The sequence below is a fragment of the Arthrobacter alpinus genome (genome assembly GCF_900105965.1).
GTDB classification, from domain to species: domain Bacteria; phylum Actinomycetota; class Actinomycetes; order Actinomycetales; family Micrococcaceae; genus Specibacter; species Specibacter alpinus.
Genome location: NZ_FNTV01000001.1, coordinates 3,541,384 through 3,563,292, shown reverse-complemented (window position 1 = coordinate 3,563,292; position 21,909 = coordinate 3,541,384). Strand labels below are relative to the sequence as shown.

General features: G+C 61.3%; 22 protein-coding genes. 12 read left to right on the top strand and 10 right to left on the bottom strand.

Translation table 11 applies throughout. The features are described from left to right. The first annotated feature begins 23 nt into the window (after positions 1–23). From BLV41_RS16255 to BLV41_RS16240, 4 genes are read left to right on the top strand one after another with little or no spacing between them, the layout of a single operon-like run. Positions 24–659: a DUF4956 domain-containing protein gene (locus BLV41_RS16255; protein WP_074712495.1), complete on the top strand. Its 636-nt coding sequence runs from the start codon at positions 24–26 to the stop codon at positions 657–659. Further along, positions 656–1,441 (top strand): polyphosphate polymerase domain-containing protein, encoded by a 786-nt coding sequence (locus BLV41_RS16250; protein WP_244516943.1) that lies wholly within the window; start codon positions 656–658, stop codon positions 1,439–1,441. Before BLV41_RS16255 ends, BLV41_RS16250 begins: the two co-directional genes overlap by 4 nt. A 10-nt stretch (positions 1,442–1,451) precedes the next feature. Next, positions 1,452–3,065: a carbohydrate-binding domain-containing protein gene (locus BLV41_RS16245; protein ID WP_074712494.1), complete on the top strand. Its 1,614-nt coding sequence runs from the start codon at positions 1,452–1,454 to the stop codon at positions 3,063–3,065. A 57-nt stretch (positions 3,066–3,122) separates the two neighbouring features. Continuing rightward, positions 3,123–4,625 (top strand): CotH kinase family protein, encoded by a 1,503-nt coding sequence (locus tag BLV41_RS16240; protein WP_074712493.1) that lies wholly within the window; start codon positions 3,123–3,125, stop codon positions 4,623–4,625. 24 nt (positions 4,626–4,649) lie between these two features. Here the strand turns inward: BLV41_RS16240 and BLV41_RS16235 are convergent, their stop codons facing one another. Then, on the bottom strand, positions 4,650–6,086 hold the full coding sequence (locus BLV41_RS16235) for a D-alanyl-D-alanine carboxypeptidase/D-alanyl-D-alanine-endopeptidase (RefSeq protein ID WP_074712492.1): 1,437 nt from the start codon (positions 6,084–6,086) through the stop codon (positions 4,650–4,652). 184 nt (positions 6,087–6,270) lie between these two features. Here BLV41_RS16235 and BLV41_RS16230 point away from each other — a divergent pair, with 184 nt between their 5' ends. Both BLV41_RS16230 and BLV41_RS16225 read left to right on the top strand, forming a co-directional pair. Next, the gene (locus BLV41_RS16230; RefSeq protein ID WP_044579741.1) at positions 6,271–6,759 is read left to right on the top strand and encodes an inorganic diphosphatase; all 489 of its coding nucleotides are present in this window, start codon (positions 6,271–6,273) and stop codon (positions 6,757–6,759) included. Positions 6,760–6,957: 198 nt separating this feature from the next. Then, on the top strand, positions 6,958–7,152 hold the full coding sequence (locus tag BLV41_RS16225) for a DUF1059 domain-containing protein (RefSeq protein ID WP_044579739.1): 195 nt from the start codon (positions 6,958–6,960) through the stop codon (positions 7,150–7,152). A 99-nt stretch (positions 7,153–7,251) separates the two neighbouring features. Here BLV41_RS16225 and BLV41_RS16220 read toward each other — a convergent pair whose 3' ends face one another. Beyond that, on the bottom strand, positions 7,252–8,097 hold the full coding sequence (locus tag BLV41_RS16220) for an HAD family hydrolase (protein ID WP_074712491.1): 846 nt from the start codon (positions 8,095–8,097) through the stop codon (positions 7,252–7,254). A gap of 242 nt (positions 8,098–8,339) precedes the next feature. Beyond that, positions 8,340–9,617, bottom strand: coding sequence for a serine--tRNA ligase (gene serS, locus BLV41_RS16215; RefSeq protein WP_074712490.1), 1,278 nt, complete (start codon positions 9,615–9,617; stop codon positions 8,340–8,342). Between the two features lie 51 nt (positions 9,618–9,668). On the opposite strand from serS, the gene BLV41_RS16210 reads away from it, so the two are divergent. Beyond that, positions 9,669–10,736 carry a diacylglycerol/lipid kinase family protein gene (locus BLV41_RS16210; protein ID WP_074712489.1) on the top strand — a complete coding sequence of 356 codons (1,068 nt, stop codon included), beginning with the start codon at positions 9,669–9,671 and terminating at the stop codon, positions 10,734–10,736. 6 nt (positions 10,737–10,742) lie between these two features. Here BLV41_RS16210 and BLV41_RS16205 read toward each other — a convergent pair whose 3' ends face one another. Further along, positions 10,743–10,931 carry a hypothetical protein gene (locus tag BLV41_RS16205; protein WP_074712488.1) on the bottom strand — a complete coding sequence of 63 codons (189 nt, stop codon included), beginning with the start codon at positions 10,929–10,931 and terminating at the stop codon, positions 10,743–10,745. A gap of 165 nt (positions 10,932–11,096) precedes the next feature. On the opposite strand from BLV41_RS16205, the gene BLV41_RS16200 reads away from it, so the two are divergent. Beyond that, positions 11,097–11,573, top strand: a complete 477-nt coding sequence (locus BLV41_RS16200; protein ID WP_074712487.1) for a hypothetical protein — start codon at positions 11,097–11,099, stop codon at positions 11,571–11,573. A gap of 4 nt (positions 11,574–11,577) precedes the next feature. On the opposite strand, the gene pheA is transcribed toward BLV41_RS16200, so the two are convergent. Both pheA and BLV41_RS16190 read right to left on the bottom strand, forming a co-directional pair. After that, entirely contained in the window at positions 11,578–12,516 is a 939-nt protein-coding gene (gene pheA, locus BLV41_RS16195; protein ID WP_074712486.1) for a prephenate dehydratase, read from the bottom strand. 37 nt (positions 12,517–12,553) lie between these two features. After that, positions 12,554–12,880 (bottom strand): rhodanese-like domain-containing protein, encoded by a 327-nt coding sequence (locus tag BLV41_RS16190; RefSeq protein WP_074712485.1) that lies wholly within the window; start codon positions 12,878–12,880, stop codon positions 12,554–12,556. Positions 12,881–13,218: 338 nt separating this feature from the next. Here BLV41_RS16190 and BLV41_RS16185 point away from each other — a divergent pair, with 338 nt between their 5' ends. Continuing rightward, positions 13,219–14,616 (top strand): peptide MFS transporter, encoded by a 1,398-nt coding sequence (locus tag BLV41_RS16185; RefSeq protein WP_139244475.1) that lies wholly within the window; start codon positions 13,219–13,221, stop codon positions 14,614–14,616. A gap of 110 nt (positions 14,617–14,726) precedes the next feature. Here the strand turns inward: BLV41_RS16185 and BLV41_RS16180 are convergent, their stop codons facing one another. Then, positions 14,727–15,269 (bottom strand): DUF4190 domain-containing protein, encoded by a 543-nt coding sequence (locus BLV41_RS16180; protein ID WP_244516942.1) that lies wholly within the window; start codon positions 15,267–15,269, stop codon positions 14,727–14,729. A gap of 189 nt (positions 15,270–15,458) precedes the next feature. On the opposite strand from BLV41_RS16180, the gene pgm reads away from it, so the two are divergent. Further along, the gene (gene pgm / locus BLV41_RS16175; protein ID WP_074712482.1) at positions 15,459–17,102 is read left to right on the top strand and encodes a phosphoglucomutase (alpha-D-glucose-1,6-bisphosphate-dependent); all 1,644 of its coding nucleotides are present in this window, start codon (positions 15,459–15,461) and stop codon (positions 17,100–17,102) included. Between the two features lie 162 nt (positions 17,103–17,264). Here the strand turns inward: pgm and BLV41_RS16170 are convergent, their stop codons facing one another. Then, positions 17,265–18,194 (bottom strand): cation diffusion facilitator family transporter, encoded by a 930-nt coding sequence (locus BLV41_RS16170; protein WP_044577787.1) that lies wholly within the window; start codon positions 18,192–18,194, stop codon positions 17,265–17,267. Positions 18,195–18,247: 53 nt separating this feature from the next. On the opposite strand from BLV41_RS16170, the gene BLV41_RS16165 reads away from it, so the two are divergent. Both BLV41_RS16165 and BLV41_RS16160 read left to right on the top strand, forming a co-directional pair. After that, a complete protein-coding gene (locus BLV41_RS16165) occupies positions 18,248–18,559 on the top strand; it encodes an ArsR/SmtB family transcription factor (RefSeq protein ID WP_044577784.1) in 312 nt (103 codons plus the stop codon). Between the two features lie 63 nt (positions 18,560–18,622). Continuing rightward, positions 18,623–19,942: a uracil-xanthine permease family protein gene (locus BLV41_RS16160; protein ID WP_074712481.1), complete on the top strand. Its 1,320-nt coding sequence runs from the start codon at positions 18,623–18,625 to the stop codon at positions 19,940–19,942. Between the two features lie 22 nt (positions 19,943–19,964). Here the strand turns inward: BLV41_RS16160 and BLV41_RS16155 are convergent, their stop codons facing one another. Next, entirely contained in the window at positions 19,965–21,080 is a 1,116-nt protein-coding gene (locus tag BLV41_RS16155; RefSeq protein ID WP_074712480.1) for a glycerate kinase, read from the bottom strand. Between the two features lie 39 nt (positions 21,081–21,119). After that, positions 21,120–21,896 carry a glycerophosphodiester phosphodiesterase family protein gene (locus BLV41_RS16150; RefSeq protein ID WP_074712479.1) on the bottom strand — a complete coding sequence of 259 codons (777 nt, stop codon included), beginning with the start codon at positions 21,894–21,896 and terminating at the stop codon, positions 21,120–21,122. Positions 21,897–21,909: the final 13 nt, after the last annotated feature.

Below are 21,909 nucleotides of genomic sequence, written 5' to 3'. Positions count from 1 at the left end.
GAACCTTGAATGTGGAGACAATTATGAACGCTTGGATATTCGTGGCCGCCGATCTCGTGGCAATTATGGTGATGACCTTTGGCATGTATCTTCGCCGGCACCGGCGGCGCGACCTGGTGGTTTCCTACCTCGGCATCAACGTTGGCGTCCTGGCAGTGGCCACGGCACTCTCAAGCTCGGCAGCCGGCGTCGGACTTGGCCTGGGACTCTTTGGAGTTCTCTCCATCATCCGCCTGCGCTCAACCGAACTCTCCCAGCATGAGGTGGCGTACTACTTCTCGGCACTGGCCCTTGGCCTGATTGCCGGGTTGGGCGTTGAACCACTGTGGCTTTCACTCTCCCTCATGGCCCTGATTCTGGTGGTCATGTTCATCGGCGACAGCCCCCGCGTCTTGCCGTCCTACCGTCAACAAAGCGTCATTTTGGATCAGGCCATCGCCGATCCCTCGGCTCTGAATGCACGGCTTGAAGAGGTCCTCGGCGGAACCGTCCACACCGTGATTGTCCAGTGCCTTGACCTGGTCAACGACAAGACCCATGTAGACGTTCGCTTCGAGATTGGCGTCTACCCCAAGCAGGAAACGGCATCACGCGGCCCGCTCCAGGAACAGCTGCCAGCTCGGGCCGGCCACGGCTTTGACCAGGTTGGTGCCTCGTGAGCCTGGGCTACCAAACGTCCCTGAGTCCCCGGCTGGACGCACTGCCCACCATCACTCTGGAGGACCTCAACACGACTGCGGCCCTGCAGACCCGGATCGACCGGAAATATCTGGTTCCGGTCGATAAATTCACTCAGATTTTCAACAGTTTCGACGCGGACATGCAGGTCCTGGACACCAACGGTTTGCAGATCTTCCCCTACGATTCCGTGTACTTCGATACGCCCGCCCTGGATAGCTACCATTTGGCCGCCTATGGCCGGCGCCGGCGCTACAAGATCCGCACCCGCAGCTATCTCAATAGCGGTGTGAGCTTCTTGGAGGTCAAAACCGAGGGCTCACGCAGTGCCACCGTCAAGGAACGCATCCCCTACAACCTTGCCGACCGCTCCCGAATCACAGTTGAGGGTGCGGCGTATATCGCCGAAACGCTGACGGGCACCGGGCGGACGCCGCCGGTCAATCTTGCCCCCGTTTTGGAAACCGTCTACGGGCGAATCACCCTTTACCTCCCAGCCTCCAACAGCCGGGCCACGATCGATCTCAACGTTGCCTGGTCACTGCCCGGACAGTGTCCGCTCGTCATGAGGGACCAAGTCGTGGTGGAAACAAAATCCGGTTCCGCCCCCGGACAACTCGACAAGCACCTGTGGCGGAACGGCATCCGCCCCTCCCGGATCTCGAAGTTCGCCACCGGCATGGCCACCCTCATGCCCCACCTGCCAGCCAACCGCTGGCACCACACAGTGCTGCACAACATGCCGCAACTCCCCAGCCACTAAGGAACACACCATGAAATTCTTCTCCCGAGCACAACGCGCCACCTCCGTAGCCGCACTCGCCCTTGCCTTGGCCTTGGCTGGCTGTTCGGCACAGTCCTCAAGTTCGACGTCGGAGACCACCTCCGCTGCCACGTCCTCAGCTACCAGCGTGGTCACCAGCGGAACGACGGCCGAGTTGGCCGGCAGCATCGCCGAGTCAACCCACTTCGATGCTGACGATCTTTCGTGGGATGCGGCCAAGGAAACCACGGTGTCCCTGGCAGATGGTTCCAGCGCAGCCTCGGGCACCAACGCCGATGCAGTTTCCGTTGATGGCAACACGGTAACCATCACCGCGGGCGGAACGTACCGGGTCTCCGGAACGCTGGGCGACGGCGAGCTGGTGGTCGCGGCGGGAGAAGAAGATGTGGTGCGCATAATTTTGGACAATGCCACAGTGACCAGTTCCAGCGGCTCGGCGGTTGATATTCAAAGCGCCAATGAGGTTCTGCTCTTCCTTGATGACGGCACCACCAATACCCTCAGCGATGCTGCCTCCTACGCTGATACGGGAACCGATGCCGCCAACGCGGCCATCTACTCCTTGGCAGATCTCACCATTGCCGGAACAGGCACCCTGGGCGTCAACGGCAATTACCAAGATGGCATTTCCACCAAGGACGGGCTGGTGCTGGCCGCAGGCAATGTCACCGTCAAGGCAACCGACGACGGCATTAAGGGCAAGGACTACACAGTGCTGCTCGACGGCAGCTATTCGGTCACGGCAGGAGGAGACGGCGTCAAGTCCACCAACGACACCGAAACCGACCGCGGCTGGCTCCTGGTGGCTGGTGGAACGCTGAATGTGGCAGCCGGCGATGACGGTATCAAGGCCGCCACCACACTGACCATCAGCGACGGCGCGGCCACAGTTTCAAAATCCGAAGAAGGCCTCGAGGCCGCACACATTGCCATCTCGGGCGGCACCGTCAACATCACCTCCAACGACGACGGCCTCAACGCCGCCGGCGGGTCCACAACTTCAGATGCAGCCGCCGGTGACGCACAAGGCGCCGGCGAAGGCGCCCCGCAAGGCGGCATGGGTGGCGGTGGCATGGACACCGTGGGCGATTTCTCCCTGGATATCTCAGGTGGCACGGTAACCGTCAACGCAGAAGGGGACGGCCTGGACTCCAACGGCAATGCCTCGATCAGCGGCGGAACCGTAGTTGTCAACGGGCCCTCCTCTGACGGCAATGGCGCCCTGGACGTCAACGGCGATCTGACTGTCTCGGGCGGCACCATCGCCGCTGCAGGCAGCGCAGGAATGGTTGTCACCCCCAGTGAAACATCAACCCAGTCCGGCCTTCAGATCAGCTTTGACTCCCCCGTCGCCGCCGGAACAGCAGTTCAGATCACCGACTCAACAGGTGCCGTAGTGGCAACGTTTGTGACCGCAAAGCAAACATCGTCAATCGTCTTCTCAAGCGCTGACATCAAGGCCGGGGAGCAATACACGGTCTTCACCGGCGGCACGGCAGACGTTGAAGCCGGACTCGCCACGGGTTCCGCCACCGGCGCCACGGAAGTCACCACGGCGACGGCCGGCGAATACACCACCAGCGGTGGCCCCGGCATGCGCTAAGCCGCACCACCATCGCGTTCCCTCCCACTGCCCCCTCCCCACTGCAAGGACTCCATCATGGCCAGGAACTCGTTTCTCAGAAAAATTCGTAAAAAAGCAAAGGCCGTCTCCGCAACGGCAGCCGTCTTGGCGTTGGCCTTGTCCGGATGTTCCGTCTCCACCTCGAGCACGGCGGCCGTCACGGGCAAGGCCGGAACGTCGATCGAGGGGGCAGTGGAGTTGTTCGACGCCAACGCCGCCCACAATGTCAGCATCGTCTGGGACGAGGACGACTACGACACCATGATCGCGGCTTACGAAACCGACTCAGACAAGGCCTGGATCAGTGCCGACATCACGATCGATGGAACACTGATCAAAAACGTCGGCGTCCGGCTCAAGGGCAACTCCACCCTGCGGAGCCTTGGTGGCGCGCAGTCCGGCGGGGGCGGAATGGGCCAGGGCGGGGCAGCTGACGGCACCATGCCCACCGATCTTCCAACAGATATGGCTGGCGGCATGGGCGGTCGCGGTGGGACTCCGCCGGAAGGTGCTGGCGGCACCATGCCCACCGATATGCCCACCGATATGGCAAAGGGAGGAGTCGGTGGCGCCCCCGGGGGGATGGGCGATTCCTCCAACATCTCTGCCGACGATCCGGCCTCACTGCCACTGCTCATACGTTTCGACAAGTACGTTGACGGCACTGAATACGAGGGTCTGACCCAGTTGGCCCTCCGGCCAGGCACTCCCGTCATCAATGAGGCACTGGCCTTGTCGGTTACAGCAGCCACGGGCCAGTCCACCCAGCGCTACGCCTACACAACATACTCGGTCAACGGCTCGGCGACGCAGACCCGCCTACTGCTGGAGAACCCCGATGAGGCCTACGGCGAGAGCATCGATGACGGCAATAGCGTGGTCTTCAAGGCCGACGCCGATTCAAGCTTCAGCTACCAAGGTGACGATCTCTCGGTATACGAGGACCAGTTCAAGCAGCTCAACAAAACTGACACCCAGGACGCCACCCCGATCGTGGCTTTCCTTAAATGGCTTGATGGGGCAGATGACGCCACCTTCGACGCCGAACTGGCCAACTGGGTTGATGTGGATTCTTTTGCCAAGTACGTGGCTACGCAGAACCTGTTGGCCAACTCCGATGACATGGCCGGCCCGGGCCAGAATTACTACCTCAGCTACGATCTGAGCACTAAGAAGATCTCGGTCATCTCGTGGGATCTGAACTTGGCCCTGAGCGGCAATGCCACAGCCAGCCCGGACGAATCCTTGTCCATGGGTGGCGGCGGAATGGGCGGCAAGGGCGGTGGACTGGGCGGCAACTCCCTCAAGACCCGTTTCCTTGCTTCGGATACTTTCAAGTTGCTCTACGACTCCGCTTACCAAGAGCTTTACACCCAGGTGTTTGCCGAGGGGACGGCGCAATCGCTCCTAGCCTCCATCACCGAGTCGATTCCTGCAAGCGACGATTTGACCAAGGAGGAGATTGCGGAGAAATCAAAAACTCTAGGCACTTTCCTCACCCAACGCGGCGAGGCACTGGAGAAGGCACTCGCCAACTAAGACAGGCCGGCCAAGACGGTTGAACTAGCTGCGGGCCAGTACCGCCGCGGCCGCATCCACCACAGGACGTGCGGCCGCGGCGCCGTCGGTCAGGCCGTTGCCAAGAATGGAAAAGACCAGGAGCCGGCCCTCACTATTGATGACGTAGCCCGAGAGTGAGGTGACCAGATTCAGGGAGCCGGTCTTGGCGCGGACAACGCCGGCGCCGTCGATCTGGGTTGAACTGACAAAGCGGTTGTCCAAAGACCCGGTCAGCCCGGCGATCGGCAGTCCGGGCAGTGCCTGGCCGATGTCCGCGGCCGGGTCGGCCAGCATGAGGCTCAGGAGCTTGACGAACTTCCGGGGGCTGATCAGGTTGCCCGTTGCCAGGCCGCAGATGTCGGTGGTTACGACGTCGTCCATGGGCAAACCCAGCTCGGTCACCACTTGGCGCACAGCCGCCACGGCGCCGTCGTTGCTGGCGGGCAGGCCCAATTTCAGGGCCGCCATCCGCCCTAAGACTTCGGCTACATAGTTATCCGACTCGGCCAGCATGTACTGCGCCTGTTCGGCCACAGTGGCCGAACTTATCGATGCCAGTACGGAGCCGGGCTTGGCCTGCCCTGGTGTTGTGTCAGCATCTGCCGCCGGCGAGCTTCCACGGGTAATGGCTCCCGTCGTGGCCACTCCCGCCACCTCCAGCGCATTGGCGAATGCTTCGGCCACGGCAACAGAAGAATCCTGTGGGCGGGCTCCCGTCAACACTTCCGGGGCAACACGTCCGGCATACATGGCCATGGGGAAGATTGGCGCGATTTCACCGGCGTCAACATCACCGTCGGTCCACTTGGGATTCAGTGCGGCTCCCGTGAACAGGGTGTCATCGATCGTGAGGGTTACCGGGCCTGTGACGCCAGCTGCAGCGAGCGCCGCGGCGCTCTGCTGTGCCAAGGTGGCCAGGCCGGCATGTCCCATGACCGAACCGGGCTCGCTCTCACCGGAGGCCAACATGGCGTCGCCGCCGGCCCGCAGCACAATCTCATGAGCCGTGGCGCCGGAGACAACATCGGTGCTGAAGCGGGCATCGGGTCCCAGGGTTCGCAATACGGCACCGGCCGCGAGCAATTTCAGGTTGGATGCGGGAGTCTTGGCAGTCTCACCAGCCTGAGAGAACAGCTCCTGGCCGGTCACGGCGTCGGCCACATACATGCCAAAAGTACCTTCGGCGTCGTACGTCAAAGCCTTCTTGAGGTCCGTGGCAAGGGTCGCCGCATTGGGCAGGGGCGCGGTGGAAAGCAACGGCGCAACCCCGGATATCTCGCCCAGAGTCGTTGGCATTTCCTGGGCGGCAGGCAAAACAGCCACGGCAGCAGGGTCCTGCGGGAGGAACGCGGGAACCAGCTGCATCCCGGCCGGAACGCTCACGGCAGCCAAAGAACAAATGAGCAATCCGCTCGTCACAACTTTTGACGTGCGTCCCATAGAGCAGGTGATTCCTTCGTGAATGGTCCCGGCTCGCCAATCGGTGCGGGAAAAGGGCAAAAGTGCGCCCGGAAATTCCAGGCGGGTTTTTAGCGCAACGAAAGCGCCTATATCCTCATACTAGACGGAATTCCTGTGCAAGGCCGTGTCTGGCCGTGCGCACCACCTCATGAGGAGCATAACCATGAAGCACGACGTCACGATTGAGATCCCGCGCGGATCACGCGTCAAGTACGAAGTTGACCACGAGACCGGCCGTGTCCGCCTGGACCGCGTGCTGTTCACCTCCATGCAGTACCCCACCCACTACGGCTTCTTCGACAACACCCTCGGCGAAGACGGCGATCCCCTGGACGCCCTCGTCATGCTGCAGGACTTTGACTTGCACCCCGGCGTAGTTGTCGATGCCCGCCCCATCGCCGTATTCAACATGACCGACGACGGCGGCGGCGACGCCAAGGTTCTGTGTGTTGTCGACGACAAGCGCTTCGACCACATCCAGGAACTCTCCGACGTTGACGAATTCCTTGTCAAGGAAATCGAGCACTTCTTCACCCGTTACAAGGACCTGGAGCCCGGCAAGTGGGTCAAGGCTGAGGGCTGGGCCGACCGCGCCGCTGCCGAAGCCGAGCTCGAAGCCTCGATCAAGCGCTTCGAAGCAACCGAGCACTAGTCCCCAGCTCCTCCCCAATCCAGGCCGCCGGCGCGCCTTGACTTGGGGCCCGGCTCAAAAACGGCGCTCCCTTCTTGGGAGCGCCGTTTTTGCGTCCAGCTTCACAATGTCCGGGTAGGTGTGGCCAGGCCCTTTCTCCTTGTCTTTGCCCACCAGCAGGTAGAAAATGGGTGGGAGTACGTGGAAAGGAGGCGAATTATGAACAGAGTAATGGTCGACTGCCGCAAGACTCCCAGTGAGGCCAATTGTCAGGTGACTATTGCAGGGTCACCCGAGGAAGTGATGGCCCTAGCCGTTTGGCACGATGTCAACGCTCACGGCCACGTTGACGGACCCGAGTTGCGGGCCGCGATCGAAAAAGACATGACCCCGGTGGACGCCGCGATGGCGTGAAGCCAGCCCATAGTTCATCTGGTCATCGAAATGGCACCTGTGGCGACTTTCAGACTTTGAAAGTCGCCATTTCTGCGATGTGGACCAGAAGTCCGTGGCTCAAACCAAGCTGCGCAGGATGGCTACAGCTCCGTCGTCGTACACGGAGGCTGTCACCTCATTGGCGGCTTCCTTGACCTCGGCCTCGGCCTGTCCCATGGCTACGCCGCGGCCGGCCCAGCGGAGCATCTCAATGTCATTGGAGCCATCCCCGACGGCCACCGTCAGAGCGCTGTTCACCTCAAGGGATGCGCGCAGAACCTCAAGTGCGGACGCCTTTGTTACACCGGCGGCCGCGATGTCCAGCCAGGCGCTCCATCCAATCGCGTAGGTGACTCCGCTGAGCCCGGCTGCGGCGATGGCGTCGGCAAATTGTTGCGTGCTGGCCTCGGCGCTATTGACCACAACACGGACGGCCTTTGCGTCCAAGAGGTGGTGGAAGTCCACGCCGCGGGCCTCGATGCCAAAGCTGTCGTCTTGGAAGCGGGAGGTTGCCAGGAAGTTGCCCTCTGCGTCCTCCACGGCGAATCGGGCGCCGGGAACACGGTCGCGCAAGGCGTTGAGGGCGGGGGCCGGGTCAAAGGTGATGCGGTCAATGACCTCATAGCCGTCAGCCAAGTCCGGATCCAGGCGGATCGTGACGCCGCCGTTGGAGCAGACGCCGTAACCGGTGCGCAGACCGATCATCTCCACGATGGGAAGCAGCGCACCGAGTGAGCGGCCCGTCGCGATAATGACGTGGTGACCGGCGTCAACAACGGCCCTGGCCGCGTCTCGAACGCCGTCGGTCATTTTGCCGTCGTGGTCAACCAGCGTGCCGTCTACATCAAGGGCTACGAGGTACTTTGTTTTGTTAGCGGACCGGTCATCGATGCCGGCAATTGCAGTGTTTACTGTCATTGTCATAGTTCTAGTGAATCAGATTGACCTTAAAATTCCACATACTGCAGCCATTAAAGCGGTGAACATCTCGAGTCAGACGGTGCCCTGCCGAAAAAGACGGGCCGCAAGGTCTACCTCAACGGGCCTCCGTCTGTTTCGGCGCCAGGAGCCCATTAATGGCTTAACGAAATGAACGCCTAGGTTAATATTCACAGCCATGTGCACAGTGTGAGTATTAACCTAAGCGTTCATCAGGAACTACGAAGTTACAGAACCGGGAACACTTCCATGCCGCCAAGGTACTTGCGCAGAGCTGCCGGAACATTGACCGAACCATCGGCGTTCTGGTGGTGCTCAAGGATGGCAACGATCCAGCGGGTCGTTGCCAGCGTGCCGTTGAGCGTGGCCACGGCGCGGGTGCCGCCCTTGCCGCCGTCGTCCGTGACGAGACGCTCGCGGATGTTCAGGCGGCGGGCCTGGAACGTGGTGCAGTTGGAGGTGGAGGTCAGTTCGCGGTACGCGTCTTGGGTGGGAACCCATGCCTCGCAGTCGAACTTGCGAGATGCGGACATGCCCAGGTCACCGGCGGCGGTGTCGATCACACGGTAGGGAAGCTCAACCTTGGCGAGCATATCCTCTTCCCACCCGAGCAGGCGCTGGTGTTCCTCGGCAGCGTTTTCAACAGTGGTGTATACAAACATTTCCACCTTGTTGAACTGGTGCACGCGGATAATTCCGCGTGTGTCCTTGCCGTGCGAACCGGCTTCGCGACGGTAGCAGGAGGACCAGCCAGCGTAACGAACAGGCTCGTCAACCTTGATGATTTCGTTGCCGTGGTATCCGGCCAAGGCCACCTCGGAGGTGCCCACAAGGTAGAGGTCGTCCTCGGCCAGGCGGTAGATCTCGGCGTCGTGCGCAACGTCAAATCCTGTGCCTGCCATGGTTTCTGGCAGCACCAGGGTGGGGGTGATCATGGGCGTGAAACCGGCTTCGATGGCTTGATCCATGGCCATCTGCAGCAGCGCCAGTTCCAGGCGGGCGCCCACACCCTTGAGGAAGTAAAAACGTGAACCGGACACCTTGGCGCCGCGTTCCATGTCGATGGCGCCAATGAGCTCGCCGATTTCAAGGTGGTCTTTCGGCTCGAAGTCGGGGAATTCACGCGGGGCACCAACGGTCTTGACCACAACAAAGTCGTCTTCGCCACCCTCGGGGACCCCAACGGCGACCAGGTTGGGCATGCTGCGCACCAGGGCGTCTTGTTCGGCGGCGGCGGCGTCCGCAGCGGCGGAGGCCGTCTTGACGGCGACTGCCAGCTCCTTGACCTCGGCCAACAGGGCGGCTTTTTCCTCGCCCTTGGCCTTGGCTACCTTTTTGCCAAACGCGTTTTGCTCGGCCCGCAAGGCCTCAAAGGAGGTGATCGCCGACTTCCGGGAGCTGTCAGCGGCGATGATTGCGTCCACCACAGACGGTTGGGCACCACGCGCACGTTGGCTGGCACGGTAAGTTTCGGGATTTTCGCAGAGGTCTCGTACATCGATCACGCCCTAAGCCTATCGAATCAATGCAACTTCACGGGATATGGTTAGTGAATCATGCCAACTGAACTTCTTGTCGCCATCATTGTGGTCATTCTTGTGCTCGTTATTGCTATCAGCTGGTTGGGCGTGCGCAAGCTCGCGCAAAAGCACACCCGCAGCACGGTGGCCGATTCACCGCACAAAATTCATTTGGCGCAGCAGCAGGTGGCGTTCATTTTCAACCCCACCAAAAGCGGTGTTGAGGATGCCAAAACCCTGATCACCCGCTCCGTCTCGAAGGCAGAATGGCCTGCTCCGCTCTTCTTTGAAACAACAGCTGAGGATCCGGGATTCGCGATGGCGCAGGCCGCGTTGGCTGCCAAGGCCGACGTCGTTATTGTGGGCGGCGGGGACGGCACAGTCCGCGCCGTGGCCCAGACGTTGCGCCACACCGAGGTGCCCCTTGGCATAGTTCCCTTGGGCACCGGCAACCTGTTGGCCCGCAACCTGAATCTTGACGTAACGGATATTGCTGGGAGCGTCCAGACCGCGTTGTTTGGCCACCAGCGCCACATCGACTCGGGCCTCATGGAGCTCGAGGACGGCGTCACCGGTGCCGTTTCCAAGCATTCCTTCATGGTCATCGCGGGCCTTGGCATGGATGCTGAGGTCATGAGCGACACGAATTCAAAGCTGAAGGAACATGTTGGGTGGCTGGCCTACAGCGAGGCCGGCCTGAGGCACATGGCGGGGCCACGCAAAAAGGTCAGCATTGCTCTGGACGATGAGCCGGCGCAGCAGCGCAAGGTCCGTTCGGTCATGTTCGCCAATTGCGGCCTGCTGCCGGGCGGGATTGATTTTGTCCCTGGCGCCCTGATTGACGACGGCGTCCTGGACGTTGTGGTGGTCAGCCCGCGCAGCGCACTGGGCTGGATGGCGATGGCTGGCAAAGTGGTGTTCCGGCACAAGAACAATCTGCCGGTCATTGACTTTTACCGCTCCCAGAACCTGACGATTCGTACCATCATGCCCGTGGAAACCCAGATCGACGGCGACCCGTCGGGCCCGGCCACGTGTGTGAAGGTCAGCGTGGAGCCCAAATCCGTGCTTGTTCGCGTTGCCGCACCCAACAATCCCGCCTAAAGCGGACTAGTCCGTTTCGGGGCGTTGCGATTGTTCTCGAATGAGGCGGGTCTCTTCGTCAAAGCGCAACTCGTTTGCGTCGTCACCCTCATCGCCAACTGAGGTATCCCGGCCTTCTTTCGCACCAGGATTGACGATGGTTCCGTCCTGGCCGCTGTCCTTTTCCACACGCACCGGTTCTGATTGCGGAGTCATGGCTGGGTCACCTCTTTCCTGATAAGGCCAACTTCCCCGGCCTAGACGTCAATTCCTGAAGATAGGCCAATCATAGGTTCGCAAGCCCGGCGGCGAAAGGGTCCCGGCACAGCGTAATCTTGATGTTGTTACCAAATGCATTTCTTGTGGACCAGGAGTCACCCCGTGAGTCACCCGTCGCCGGACAGTTCGGAAATTCAACCGTCAGCTCCGCCGTCCAGCCAATCAACCGGCAAAAAACCGGTTTCTCTTCAATTGCCAGCCGAAGCCTTGAACTTCAAGTTCCCCGGCGGCGTCCTCTTAACCATTTTGGGTGTTCTGGAATCCTTGGGGTCATTTGCCCAAGTCCTCACGAATATCTTGTTTGCCCCGTGGTATCTGCTGTTGCTGTCCATGCTGGGCTTGGCGATCGCCGTGACTGTTGCGGGTGCCGGAATCTTGATGCTTTTGCGGCGCGGAATGCTCGAGGGGTTTACCCCCAAGCTCGGCGTTGCCAGTACCGGCGCCTTGTTGGCCACCAAGTTGCTCACGCAGGTGGTCCTCAGCGGCGAATTCTTCGGATTCCTTGTGCCCGTTTGCCTCGCGATTGCCGTCTTCATTGTTGTGGGTCGCGGCATGTTAAAAACCAGGGACTTGGTTTAGTTCGCTACAGCAGCGATTCCACCCAGGATGCGGCCTCGCCGAACGCCGCATCCGAGTTGTACGAGCGGATCAGCGGAGGTTGCTTGTCCGCACGGGGGTAGGACCCCAGGAAGCGCATGTCCGGGCTGACCCGGTGCAATCCTCGCAAGGCATCGGCCACGCGGGCGTCGCGCACATGCCCATCAACATCAACGCTGAAAATGTAGTGGCCCAGGAACTGTCCCGTGGGGCGGGATTCAATCCTGCTCAGGTTGACGCCGCGGCTGGCGAACTGTTCCAAGATGGCCATCAAGGCTCCCGGGTGGTCTTCGGGAAGAGGAATTGCCAGTGTCGTCTTGTCGGCCCCTGTGGGTTCCGGCAGTGCACCTGGCTGACCCACCAGGACAAAGCGGGTTACGGCACCAATATTGTCCTCGATGCCTGCTGCGAGGATGCTCAATCCGGTCTGCTCAGCGACCAGGGGCGCGCAGACGGCAGCTTGGAATGCGTCGGTGCCCGCCACGAGCGCATGTGCCGCAGCCGCCGTCGAGTTTGCCGGAACGTGAATGGCCGACGGCAGGTGGTCGGCGAACCAGTCCCGGGTCTGCGCCCAAGCGTGCGGGTGGGTGCCGACGGCGGTGATGTCGGCCAGGGCCACGCCCGCCGGTGCCACCAAAACAAAGCTGACCGGCACCACCACTTCATGCAGGATCCGCAGTTCCAGACCGTTGGAGATGGCGTCGAGGGTTGCCGGGACGCCGCCTTCGATGGAATTTTCAATGGGGAGCATGGCTGCAAATGCTTCACCTTTGCGCACCTTGGCCAGCGCAGAAGCGGCGTTGGTTGACGGGACCCGCTCCATTTCGGCAGCGCCAGGAACCTGCAACAGGGCGGACTCGGTGAAGGTCCCTTCCGGCCCAAGGAATGTCAGGGGCAATGCGGAATTATTGGGCACGGAAATCATGGGGGCACCTGTTCGTTGCAGCAATAAGGGAAGTAATTTAAAGGACGCGCGGGGTTTCCTCGGTGGAGGAAATCATGGGCTTGTCCGCCTCAAACCAAGCACCCATGCCACCAATGACGTTGAACGCACTGTAACCGTTTTGGTTTAGCCACGTCGTTGCGCGGAAAGAACGGCCGCCCGTACGGCAAATGACGTTCAGGTCCGTGTCAGGGTCAAGCTCATCCAAACGCGCCGGCAACTGCTCGAGCGGGATATGGATGGCACCTTCGACGTGCCCGGCCTCCCATTCGTAGTCCGCGCGGACATCCAAAATCACCGCATCCGCGGCCAGTTCATTGACGCTGACACTCATGACATCTGACATGTTTTACTCCTACCAGGTAAAGATAAATCCTGCAGCTAAGCCTAGTGCCCGAGGGACCCGAGCCGAGCGAAGCGAGGATTGGGAGGGCACGACGGCGCTAGTGCCCGAGGGACCCGAGCCGAGCGAAGCGAGGATTGGGAGGGCACGACGGCGCTAGTGCCCGAGGGACCTGAGCTGAGCGAAGCGAAGTCGTTCGCGCGCTTGTCAATCTTTCCAGGATTGTGACGATTCGTGACTAGAATGCAAAAATTGAAGCTGTGAGTTCACAAAAGAGTCCCGCCGCATCGGCCCAGACACCGCCAAACCCCCGCGACACTTCCTTCTTTGGACAGCCGAAGATGTTGTTGAACCTCTTCAGCGTCGAGCTGTGGGAACGGTTCTCCTTCTACGGCATGCAGGGCATTTTGGCCTACTACATGTACTACTCGGTCACCCAGGGTGGCCTCGGTATTGATGAAGGCACCGCTTTGGGAATCGTCGGCGCTTATGGCGGTGGCGTGTATCTCTCCACCATTCTTGGCGCCTGGGTTGCCGACCGTTTGATGGGGTCCGAAAGGGTCCTTTTCTACAGCGCAATCCTGATCATGGCCGGACACCTGTCGCTGGCTCTGATTCCGGGCACTGCCGGACTTGCCGCCGGCTTGATCCTGATCGGCATCGGTTCGGGCGGCTTGAAAGCAAACGCCACATCCCTGGTGGGAACTCTGTATGCCAAGGATGACGAGCGCCGCGACGCAGGCTTCTCCATCTTCTACATGGGGATCAACATTGGCGGCCTCATTGGACCACTCATCACCGGTTGGTTGCAGGTTACCTGGGGCTTCCACGTTGGTTTCGCCGCTGCCGCGGTCGGCATGGCCCTTGGTCTGCTCCAGTACGGACTGACCCGCAAGAACTTGCCGGAAACGGCACACCGCGTTGCCAACCCACTGCCCAAGACCCAATATGCCAAGGTTGGCATATTGGCCGCGGCCGCCGTCGTCGTCATCGTTTTGGCTGTTGCCTTCAAGCTCATCACGGCCGAGAACCTCAAGTGGATCATCGTGACATTCGTGATTCTGGCTGCCATCGCCTATTTTGCCGTGATCCTCTCCAACAAGTCGGTAACCGGAGTGGATCGCAGCCGGGTGTACTCGTTCATCCCGCTGTTCCTGGCCAGCGCCGTCTTCTGGTCACTGTTCCAGCAGCAGTTCACGGTCATTGCCCTCTACGCGGATAAGCGCCTTGACCGGAGCATCCTCGGCTGGGAAGTTCCGGCCAGCTGGGTCACCTCCATCAACCCGGTCTTCATCATTGTCCTGGCCGGCGTGTTCGCAGCAATCTGGACCAAGTGGGGCGCCCGCCAGCCCGGCACCCCCGTGAAGTTCTCCGTGTCCCTGGTGGTCATGGGTCTGGCCTACCTGGCGTTCATCCCGTTCTCCGGCATGGCCGCGGTGCCCATGATGGCCATCGTTGGCATCCTGCTGCTCTTCACGGTTGCCGAGCTCATGCTCTCCCCTGTGGGCCTGTCCCTGGCCACGAAACTGGCCCCGGCCGCCTTCCAGACGCAGATGGTGGCGCTGTTCTTCCTGTCCGTCTCGCTCGGAACCGCCATGTCGGGCGTCCTTGCCCAGTGGTATGACCCCGCCAACGAGACCCCGTACTTCCTGGCCATCGGCCTGGTTTCGATCGGCTTCGGCGTGGCGCTGTTCCTGGCCAAGAAGCCCATCAAGAAGCTCATGGCCGGCATCATGTAGGCACAGCATTAAAGGACTGACGGCGGCATCTTGGCTCGTCGCTTGCGCGAAAGGCCAGGATGCCGCCGGCAGTTAAGGGACGCCCTGTTCCAGAAAGCGCCGATGGTTATTTAGTAGCTCGAACCGCTTTCCGAGACTGCAATAACAAAGATCATGATGATGTAGATGCCACCCCAGATCAGCAGCGCCAGGTAGTTGGTGATCAGGCCGGTGATGGCAAAGCCCCGACCCTGCGGGTTTTCCTTGCGCAAACCCAGATGCCCCAGGACGATGCCCACGATCTGCGGAACAATGAAGAATCCAACCCCCACCACGAGGGACGCCAAGCCTAGGATCATGCTGGTCAGGCTCAGTCCGCGCGGGCCGATAGCGGCACCCATGTAGCCCGGGGCGCCCTGGTACGAGCCGTATTGGAACTGCTGATTTGGGTAAGGTTGCTGGCCCGGGTAGGCCTGCGGGTTTTGATACGCCTGCGGTGCGCCGTACATAGGGGGCTGGAATTGTTGGTTCGAATCCCCATAGGGGTTCTGGGGAGCCTGATTGGCCGGCGGGCCTTGATATGGCGGCGGTACGGCGGGGGCGTTGTACCCCGGCGGCGTGTAGCTGGGCGCCTGACCCTCATGGGGCTGGGGGTTCTCTGGCTGGTTGGACACGGTTGGCTCCTGCTGAACATTGTGCCCCGTGACGGGGTAATTCGGTTATGTAAAGTTGCCTCTCATCGTAGTGCAGCTTGTCTCCTATATCCCGGGGAACTTCCATTAAAAGTGTCACAGGATGGTAATCGCCGTTCATAGAATGGGCAGCGCGTGCTATTCGGCCCGCGGCTCTGTCATGCTGGAACCATGGCTAGCCGCGCGGGCACTGTTGCCCTTCCCCAAGACCTTGTTGATCTTTCTGCATTGCTGGATGCTTACTACGATCTTTCGCCCGATCTCAGTGATCCGGCGCAGCGCGTGGCTTTTGGCACGTCCGGGCACCGCGGCTCCTCACTGAAAACTTCCTTCAATGAGGGCCACATTGCCGCCATCACTCAGGCGATTGTGGAGTACCGCGCCGGGCAGGGCATTACGGGCCCGCTGTACATGGGCAAGGACACCCACGCCTTGAGTGAGCCGGCACAAAACACGGCCCTTGAGGTTCTGGCAGGCAACGGCGTGGAGGTTTTGATCGACGCCCGACACGGCTACACGCCCACACCGGCTGTTTCGCACGCCATCCTTACGCACAATAAGGGCCGCACCGAGGCCCTTGCCGATGGCATCGTTGTGACACCTTCGCACAACCCCCCGGGCGATGGCGGCTTCAAGTACAACCCGCCTCACGGCGGTCCGGCCGATTCCGATGCCACCGGGTGGATTGCCAACCGCGCCAACGAACTGTTGGAAAATGATCTGCGCGGCGTAAAGCGTGTGCAGCTCAGCGAGGCCATGGCGGCCTCAACCACGGGCAAGTTCGATTTCCTCTCCAGCTACGTTGACGATCTCCCCTCCGTGCTGGACCTGGATGCGATCCGCGCTGCCGGTGTTCGCATTGGTGCGGATCCCATGGGTGGTGCCTCGGTGGACTACTGGGGCGAAATCGGCGAACGCCATAACCTGGACCTCACGGTTGTGAACCCCACCGTTGACCCGCAGTGGGCCTTCATGACTCTCGACTGGGATGAGAAGATCCGCATGGATTGCTCCTCCCCCTCGGCCATGGCATCGCTGATCAACAAGCTCAAGGCCGGTGCCCCCTTCGACATTGCCACCGGGAACGACGCCGACGCGGACCGCCACGGCATTGTCACCCCGGACGGTGGGCTCATGAACCCCAATCACTACCTGGCCGTGGCCATTCAGTACCTGTACACGCACCGTTCGCAGTGGCCCGCCACCGCCGGTGTGGGCAAAACGCTCGTGTCCTCCTCCATCATTGACCGCGTGGCCGCAGACCTGGGCCGCCAGCTCGTCGAGGTCCCCGTGGGCTTCAAGTGGTTTGTTCCCGGCCTGCTCTCCGGAGAAGGCGTCTTCGGTGGCGAGGAATCCGCCGGCGCCTCCTTCGTGAAGAAGGACGGCTCGGTCTGGACCACGGACAAGGACGGCATCCTCCTGGCCCTGCTGGCCTCGGAAATCACGGCCGTCACGGGCAAGTCACCCTCGGCGCACTATGGTGAGCTGACCGACCGCTTTGGGGCGCCAGCGTACGCACGCATCGATGCCGCCGCAACCCGGGAACAGAAGGCGGCACTGGGCAAGCTCTCAGCCGCCGACGTCACGGCCACCACCCTGGCTGGCGAAGATATTACGGCCAAGCTGACCGAGGCTCCCGGCAACGGGGCAGCCATCGGCGGCCTGAAGGTCACCACCGAGAACGCCTGGTTCGCGGCCCGACCCTCCGGCACCGAAGACGTCTACAAGATCTACGCCGAGTCCTTCAAGGGAGCCGAGCACCTAGCCCAGGTTCAGGCCGAGGCCAAGGCCCTCGTGGACGGCGTCATCTCCTAGCACCGAGGCACCGGCCGGACCGCTGTGGCGGCCCGACATTTTTCCGGCGACTATCCGACGCGTCGGCCGCGGGCGGCCTTTGGCGTCTCCTTTACGTCGCCTACAAAAAATGCCGGCTCCGCCACCTGGCTTAAGCGGTCACCACAGCCAAGGAGCCTGCAGTTAGTGGTGCGCGCCGTGTTCGTGTTCAGCGTGGGCGGCGGTTTCCAGCTGGAACGTTGAGTGCTCAACACTGACCTCGAAGTGCCCGGCCACGCAGCTTTGCAGGGAGTCGAGCAGTTGAGGGACGTGGCCGTCGTAGAAGCATTCGTCGTCCACCACCACATGGGCTGACAGGACGGGAAGGTCCGTGGCGATTTGGCTCGCGTGAAGATCGTGAACGCTGATGACGTGCTCAAGTTCCAGAATGTGAACGCGGACATTATCCAAGTCCAGGCCCGACGGCGTTGATTCGAGCAGCACGCTGATGGTTTCCAGCAGCAGTTTCACGGTACGCGGCAGGATCAGCGCGCCGATAAGCATGGCCACCACGGCGTCGGCCTGCATCCAGCCGGTGGTTGAGATGACGATCGCCGCGACAATGACGGCCACCGAGCCCAGTGCGTCATTGATGACCTCGAGGAATGCTGCGCGCATGTTGAAGTTCTTGTTGCGCCCACCCAACAGCACAAACATGGAGATGATGTTCCCCAGTAGGCCGATCGCACCAAAAATGATCATCTCGTTGGAGGCGATCTCGGTGGGGTTGAAGAGCCGCTGAATTCCCTCCACCAAAACCACAAGGCCAACGGCGAGAAGCACGGCGGCCTGCGCCGTTGCTGCCAAGACTTCCGCGCGGGCAAAGCCCCAGGTGCGCTTGCTGGTTGCGGGCCGGGTCATCAAGCGTGCCGCCAAAAGGGCCATCGCGAGCCCTCCGGCGTCGGTCAGGACGTGCGCCGAATCGAAAAGCAGTGCGAGCGATCCGGTGAGGACGGATCCAACAACCTGGACAACAAAAACCGCCAGGGTGATTCCCAGTGCCACGGCAATGCGGCCCTGGTGACTTTCGCCCGGGGCGCCTGCGTGGGAGTGGGAATGATCGTGTCCTGACATACCTCAATAGTACAGCGTCAGATGAATTCAGCAACTAATGTATGATATTGAGAATGAAGCCCATTAGCAATGCAGCCGTGTTGGCCCGCTTTGGTTATGCCTTGTCCGATCCCACCCGGGCAGAAATCCTGATGAACCTGGCCAAGGCGCCTGCGTATCCGGCCGATTTGGCGGAACAATTGAACGTCTCGCGGCAAAGCATCTCCAATCACCTCTCCTGCCTGCGCGAATGCGGACTGGCCGTTGCCATTGCCGAAGGCCGCCGGGCCCGGTATGAATTAGCTCATCCGGATCTGGCGCACGCGCTGAACGATCTTCTCGGCGTGGTTCTCCTGGCCAACGAAGGCCATATTCCGCACCCGTGAACACCGTCCGATATTCTTATCTGCGGGCCGCGTACATGCGTGGGCCCAGAATCGGAGAAGCGGATGAGTTTGCTGGGCACACAATGGAGCATTCACGGAGACGGGCGCAGCATCAAGCCGGGCCAGGTTGTCACCCCTAATGAACGCCTGAGCTGGCCGCGCACCATCGGCATTGGCATGCAGCATGTGGTCGCCATGTTCGGCGCAACGTTCCTGGTCCCCCTGATCACGAACATGCCCCCAGCCACCACCTTGTTCTTCTCCGGCATTGGCACCCTGTTCTTCCTGGTCCTAACCCGTGGCAAGGTGCCCAGTTACCTGGGTTCCAGCTTTGCCTTCATTGCCCCGATCTTGGCCTCCCAGCAGCAGTTCGGCGTGGCCGGCGCACTCGGAGGCGTGGTTATTGCCGGCGTAACCTTGGCCGTTCTTGGCCTGCTGGTGCAGAAGTTCGGATCTTCCTGGATCAACCGGCTCATGCCGGCACCTGTCACGGGAACCATCGTGGCCCTGATCGGACTGAACCTTGCGCCGTCGGCCCGGAATAACTTTGAGTTGGCCCCCGTCACGGCTCTGGTCACGCTGTTGGTCATCATCCTAGTCAGCGTGCTGTTCCGTGGAATCCTTGGCCGCTTGGCCATTCTGGTGGGCGTGATTGTTGGTTACAGTGTGGCCGTGCTGCGCAACGAAGTGGACTTCTCCAAGATCGATCAGGCAGCCTGGATCGGCCTGCCGCACTTCCAAACCCCAACTTTCCACTTCGCCGTTCTGGGCTTGTTTATCCCCGTGGTGCTGGTGCTGGTTGCCGAAAACATTGGGCATGTGAAGTCGGTGGCACTCATGACGGGTGAAAACCTTGACCCGTACGCGGGCCGCGCCATCATTGCCGACGGCGTGGCCACCACCCTCGCCGGCTTCGGCGGCGGTTCCGGCACCACCACCTACGCGGAAAACATTGGCGTCATGGCGGCCACGAAGGTCTACTCAACGGCCGCCTACTGGGTGGCCGGCATTGCCGCACTGCTCCTAAGCTTCTCCCCCAAGTTTGGCGAAGTCATCGCCACTGTCCCCGCGGGCGTGCTGGGCGGCGCGGCAACCCTGCTGTACGGCATGATCGGCGTGCTGGGTGTGCGCATCTGGGTTCAGAACAAGGTCAGCTTCTCCAACAACATCAACCTGACCACGGCCGCCGTTGCGCTCATCATTGGCATCGCCAACTTCACCTGGACCGCAGGGAACCTCACTTTTGAGGGCATTGCGCTGGGCACCGCCGCCGCACTGATCATTTACCACGGCATGAACGCACTGGCGAAGTGGCGTGGTACGGCCACCAACCCGCTGGATCCCGATGACCAGCCCGCCGAGGCAACGCTCGGAAAGTCCTAGCCCCACTGTCCGTCCGAGGCGCTCAGATGCCGTTGAGCGCCTCGGATGTCGCGATAGTGGTGTACCGCGCAGCATCGGCCAGCGCCGCCTCGGGAGAACCAGCCACATCCGTGGCGCTGACGGCAGCAACAACGCCGTGCTTGGCCAGCTGTTGCGGCGTCACCGTGATCCTTCCGGCAACCACGACGACGGGAAGTCCCCGTGCGTGCGCAGCGTCGGCAACGCCGAGGGGTCCCTTTCCGGACAACGACTGCGCATCCAGGGAACCCTCACCGGTAATGACGAGGTCAGACTGATCCAGTGCGGATTCGAGGTCGATGAGGCTCGCGACCAGGTCAAAGCCGCGCTCCACGGTGGCCTTGGCATAGGCCAAAAACATGGACGGGAAGCCACCGGCTGCCCCAGCCCCGGGAATGTCAATGTCGATCCCAGTAGACTCCCGCACCACCGATGCCAGGTTTCGCAGGCCCGCATCCAGCAACTCCACGGCGTCCGGATCGGCACCCTTTTGGGGGCCAAATACGTGGGCAGCGCCGTTGTAGCCGTAGAGGGGATTATCCACATCCACGGCCATCCGAACCTTCACGCCCGCCAAGCGCGGGTCCAGGCCGGAGGCATCCACTGCCACAACATCCGCCAAGGGGCCACCGCCCAAAGGCACCAAGTTCCCGTGAACGTCCAGCAATTTAAGGCCCAGGGCACGCAAGGCGCCCGTTCCGGCGTCGGTCATGGCCGAGCCGCCCAGCCCAATGATGATTTCCACAGCCCCGGCATCCAATGCGGCGGCCACCAACTGGCCGGAACCGTAGGAATGGGCACGCAATGAATTTTCAACGGTAGGTTCGCTAAGCAGGTAGCCACTGGCCTGTGCGGTTTCAATCACAGCCACCTTGCTGTCTTCATTGAACCCCCACACGGCGCCTACGGGCTTCAAGATGGGGCCAATCACGGTGTTAAACCGCTCCGAATAACCCGCCGCCACGGCAGCCTCAACGGTCCCCTCACCGCCGTCGGCAATCGGCAGGGCAGTCACCACGGCATCGGGGTAAACACGCAGGGCACCTTCGGCCATGGCCGCGGCCGCTTCCGGGCCGGTCAGGGTCCCCTTGAACTTGTCAGGGGCAATGAGAATACGCATGCCCCCATCCTGCCACCGCACACCGACACCACTGAAAAATTACGTCCAGTAGCCCCTCTGGCGCATGACCTCGGCCAGAAGATCGGACCGATCCGTCATAATGCCGTCCACGCCCAAGTCAAAAAGCTCATGCATCCGGGCCGGATCGTCAATGGTCCACACATGAACCTTCAACCCCAGCCCGTGCGCCCTGCGAACCTTGGCCTCCGTGACCAACTCCAGCTTCTTGAAGCTTCGCGGAATCTGCAGGACATCAACGCGGCGCATGAGCGCGCGAAGCATGGCCTTTGGCAGCCAGGCCTCGAGGAAGAAGTAGGCCATCAGAAGTCGCTTACCCGGAGAGCTTGCAGCCGGTCGGGTGAGCCCGGCCAGGACCTTGCGCCGCCGCCTGTCAGAGAATGAGGCGATGCACACCCGATCATGCAGACTGTAGCGCTCGATCGCGGACACGAGTGGCGCCACGGATCCGGCGTCTTTGACATCAATGTTGAAGCGCGCCGTTGGCAGCGCGGCAAAGAACTCATCCAAGGTGGCTATCGGCTCAGTCCCGCCAATGCGGGCCGTGCTTACCTTCGACCACGGCAATTCCGAGATGGAACCCTTTTGGTCAGTGGTCCGGTCCAGGGTCGAATCGTGAAAGACAACCGCGACGCCGTCGGCCGTGGAGTTGATGTCCGTTTCAACATAGTGATAACCAAGCTCAAGGGCCGCCCTGAAGGCCTTGAGGGAGTTCTCCAACCCTTCCCGAGAATAGCCGCGATGTGCGATCGCAAGGGGATTTTGGGAGGCCAGGTACGGCTTCACTGTCTTGGTCAACGTCGCTCCGTCC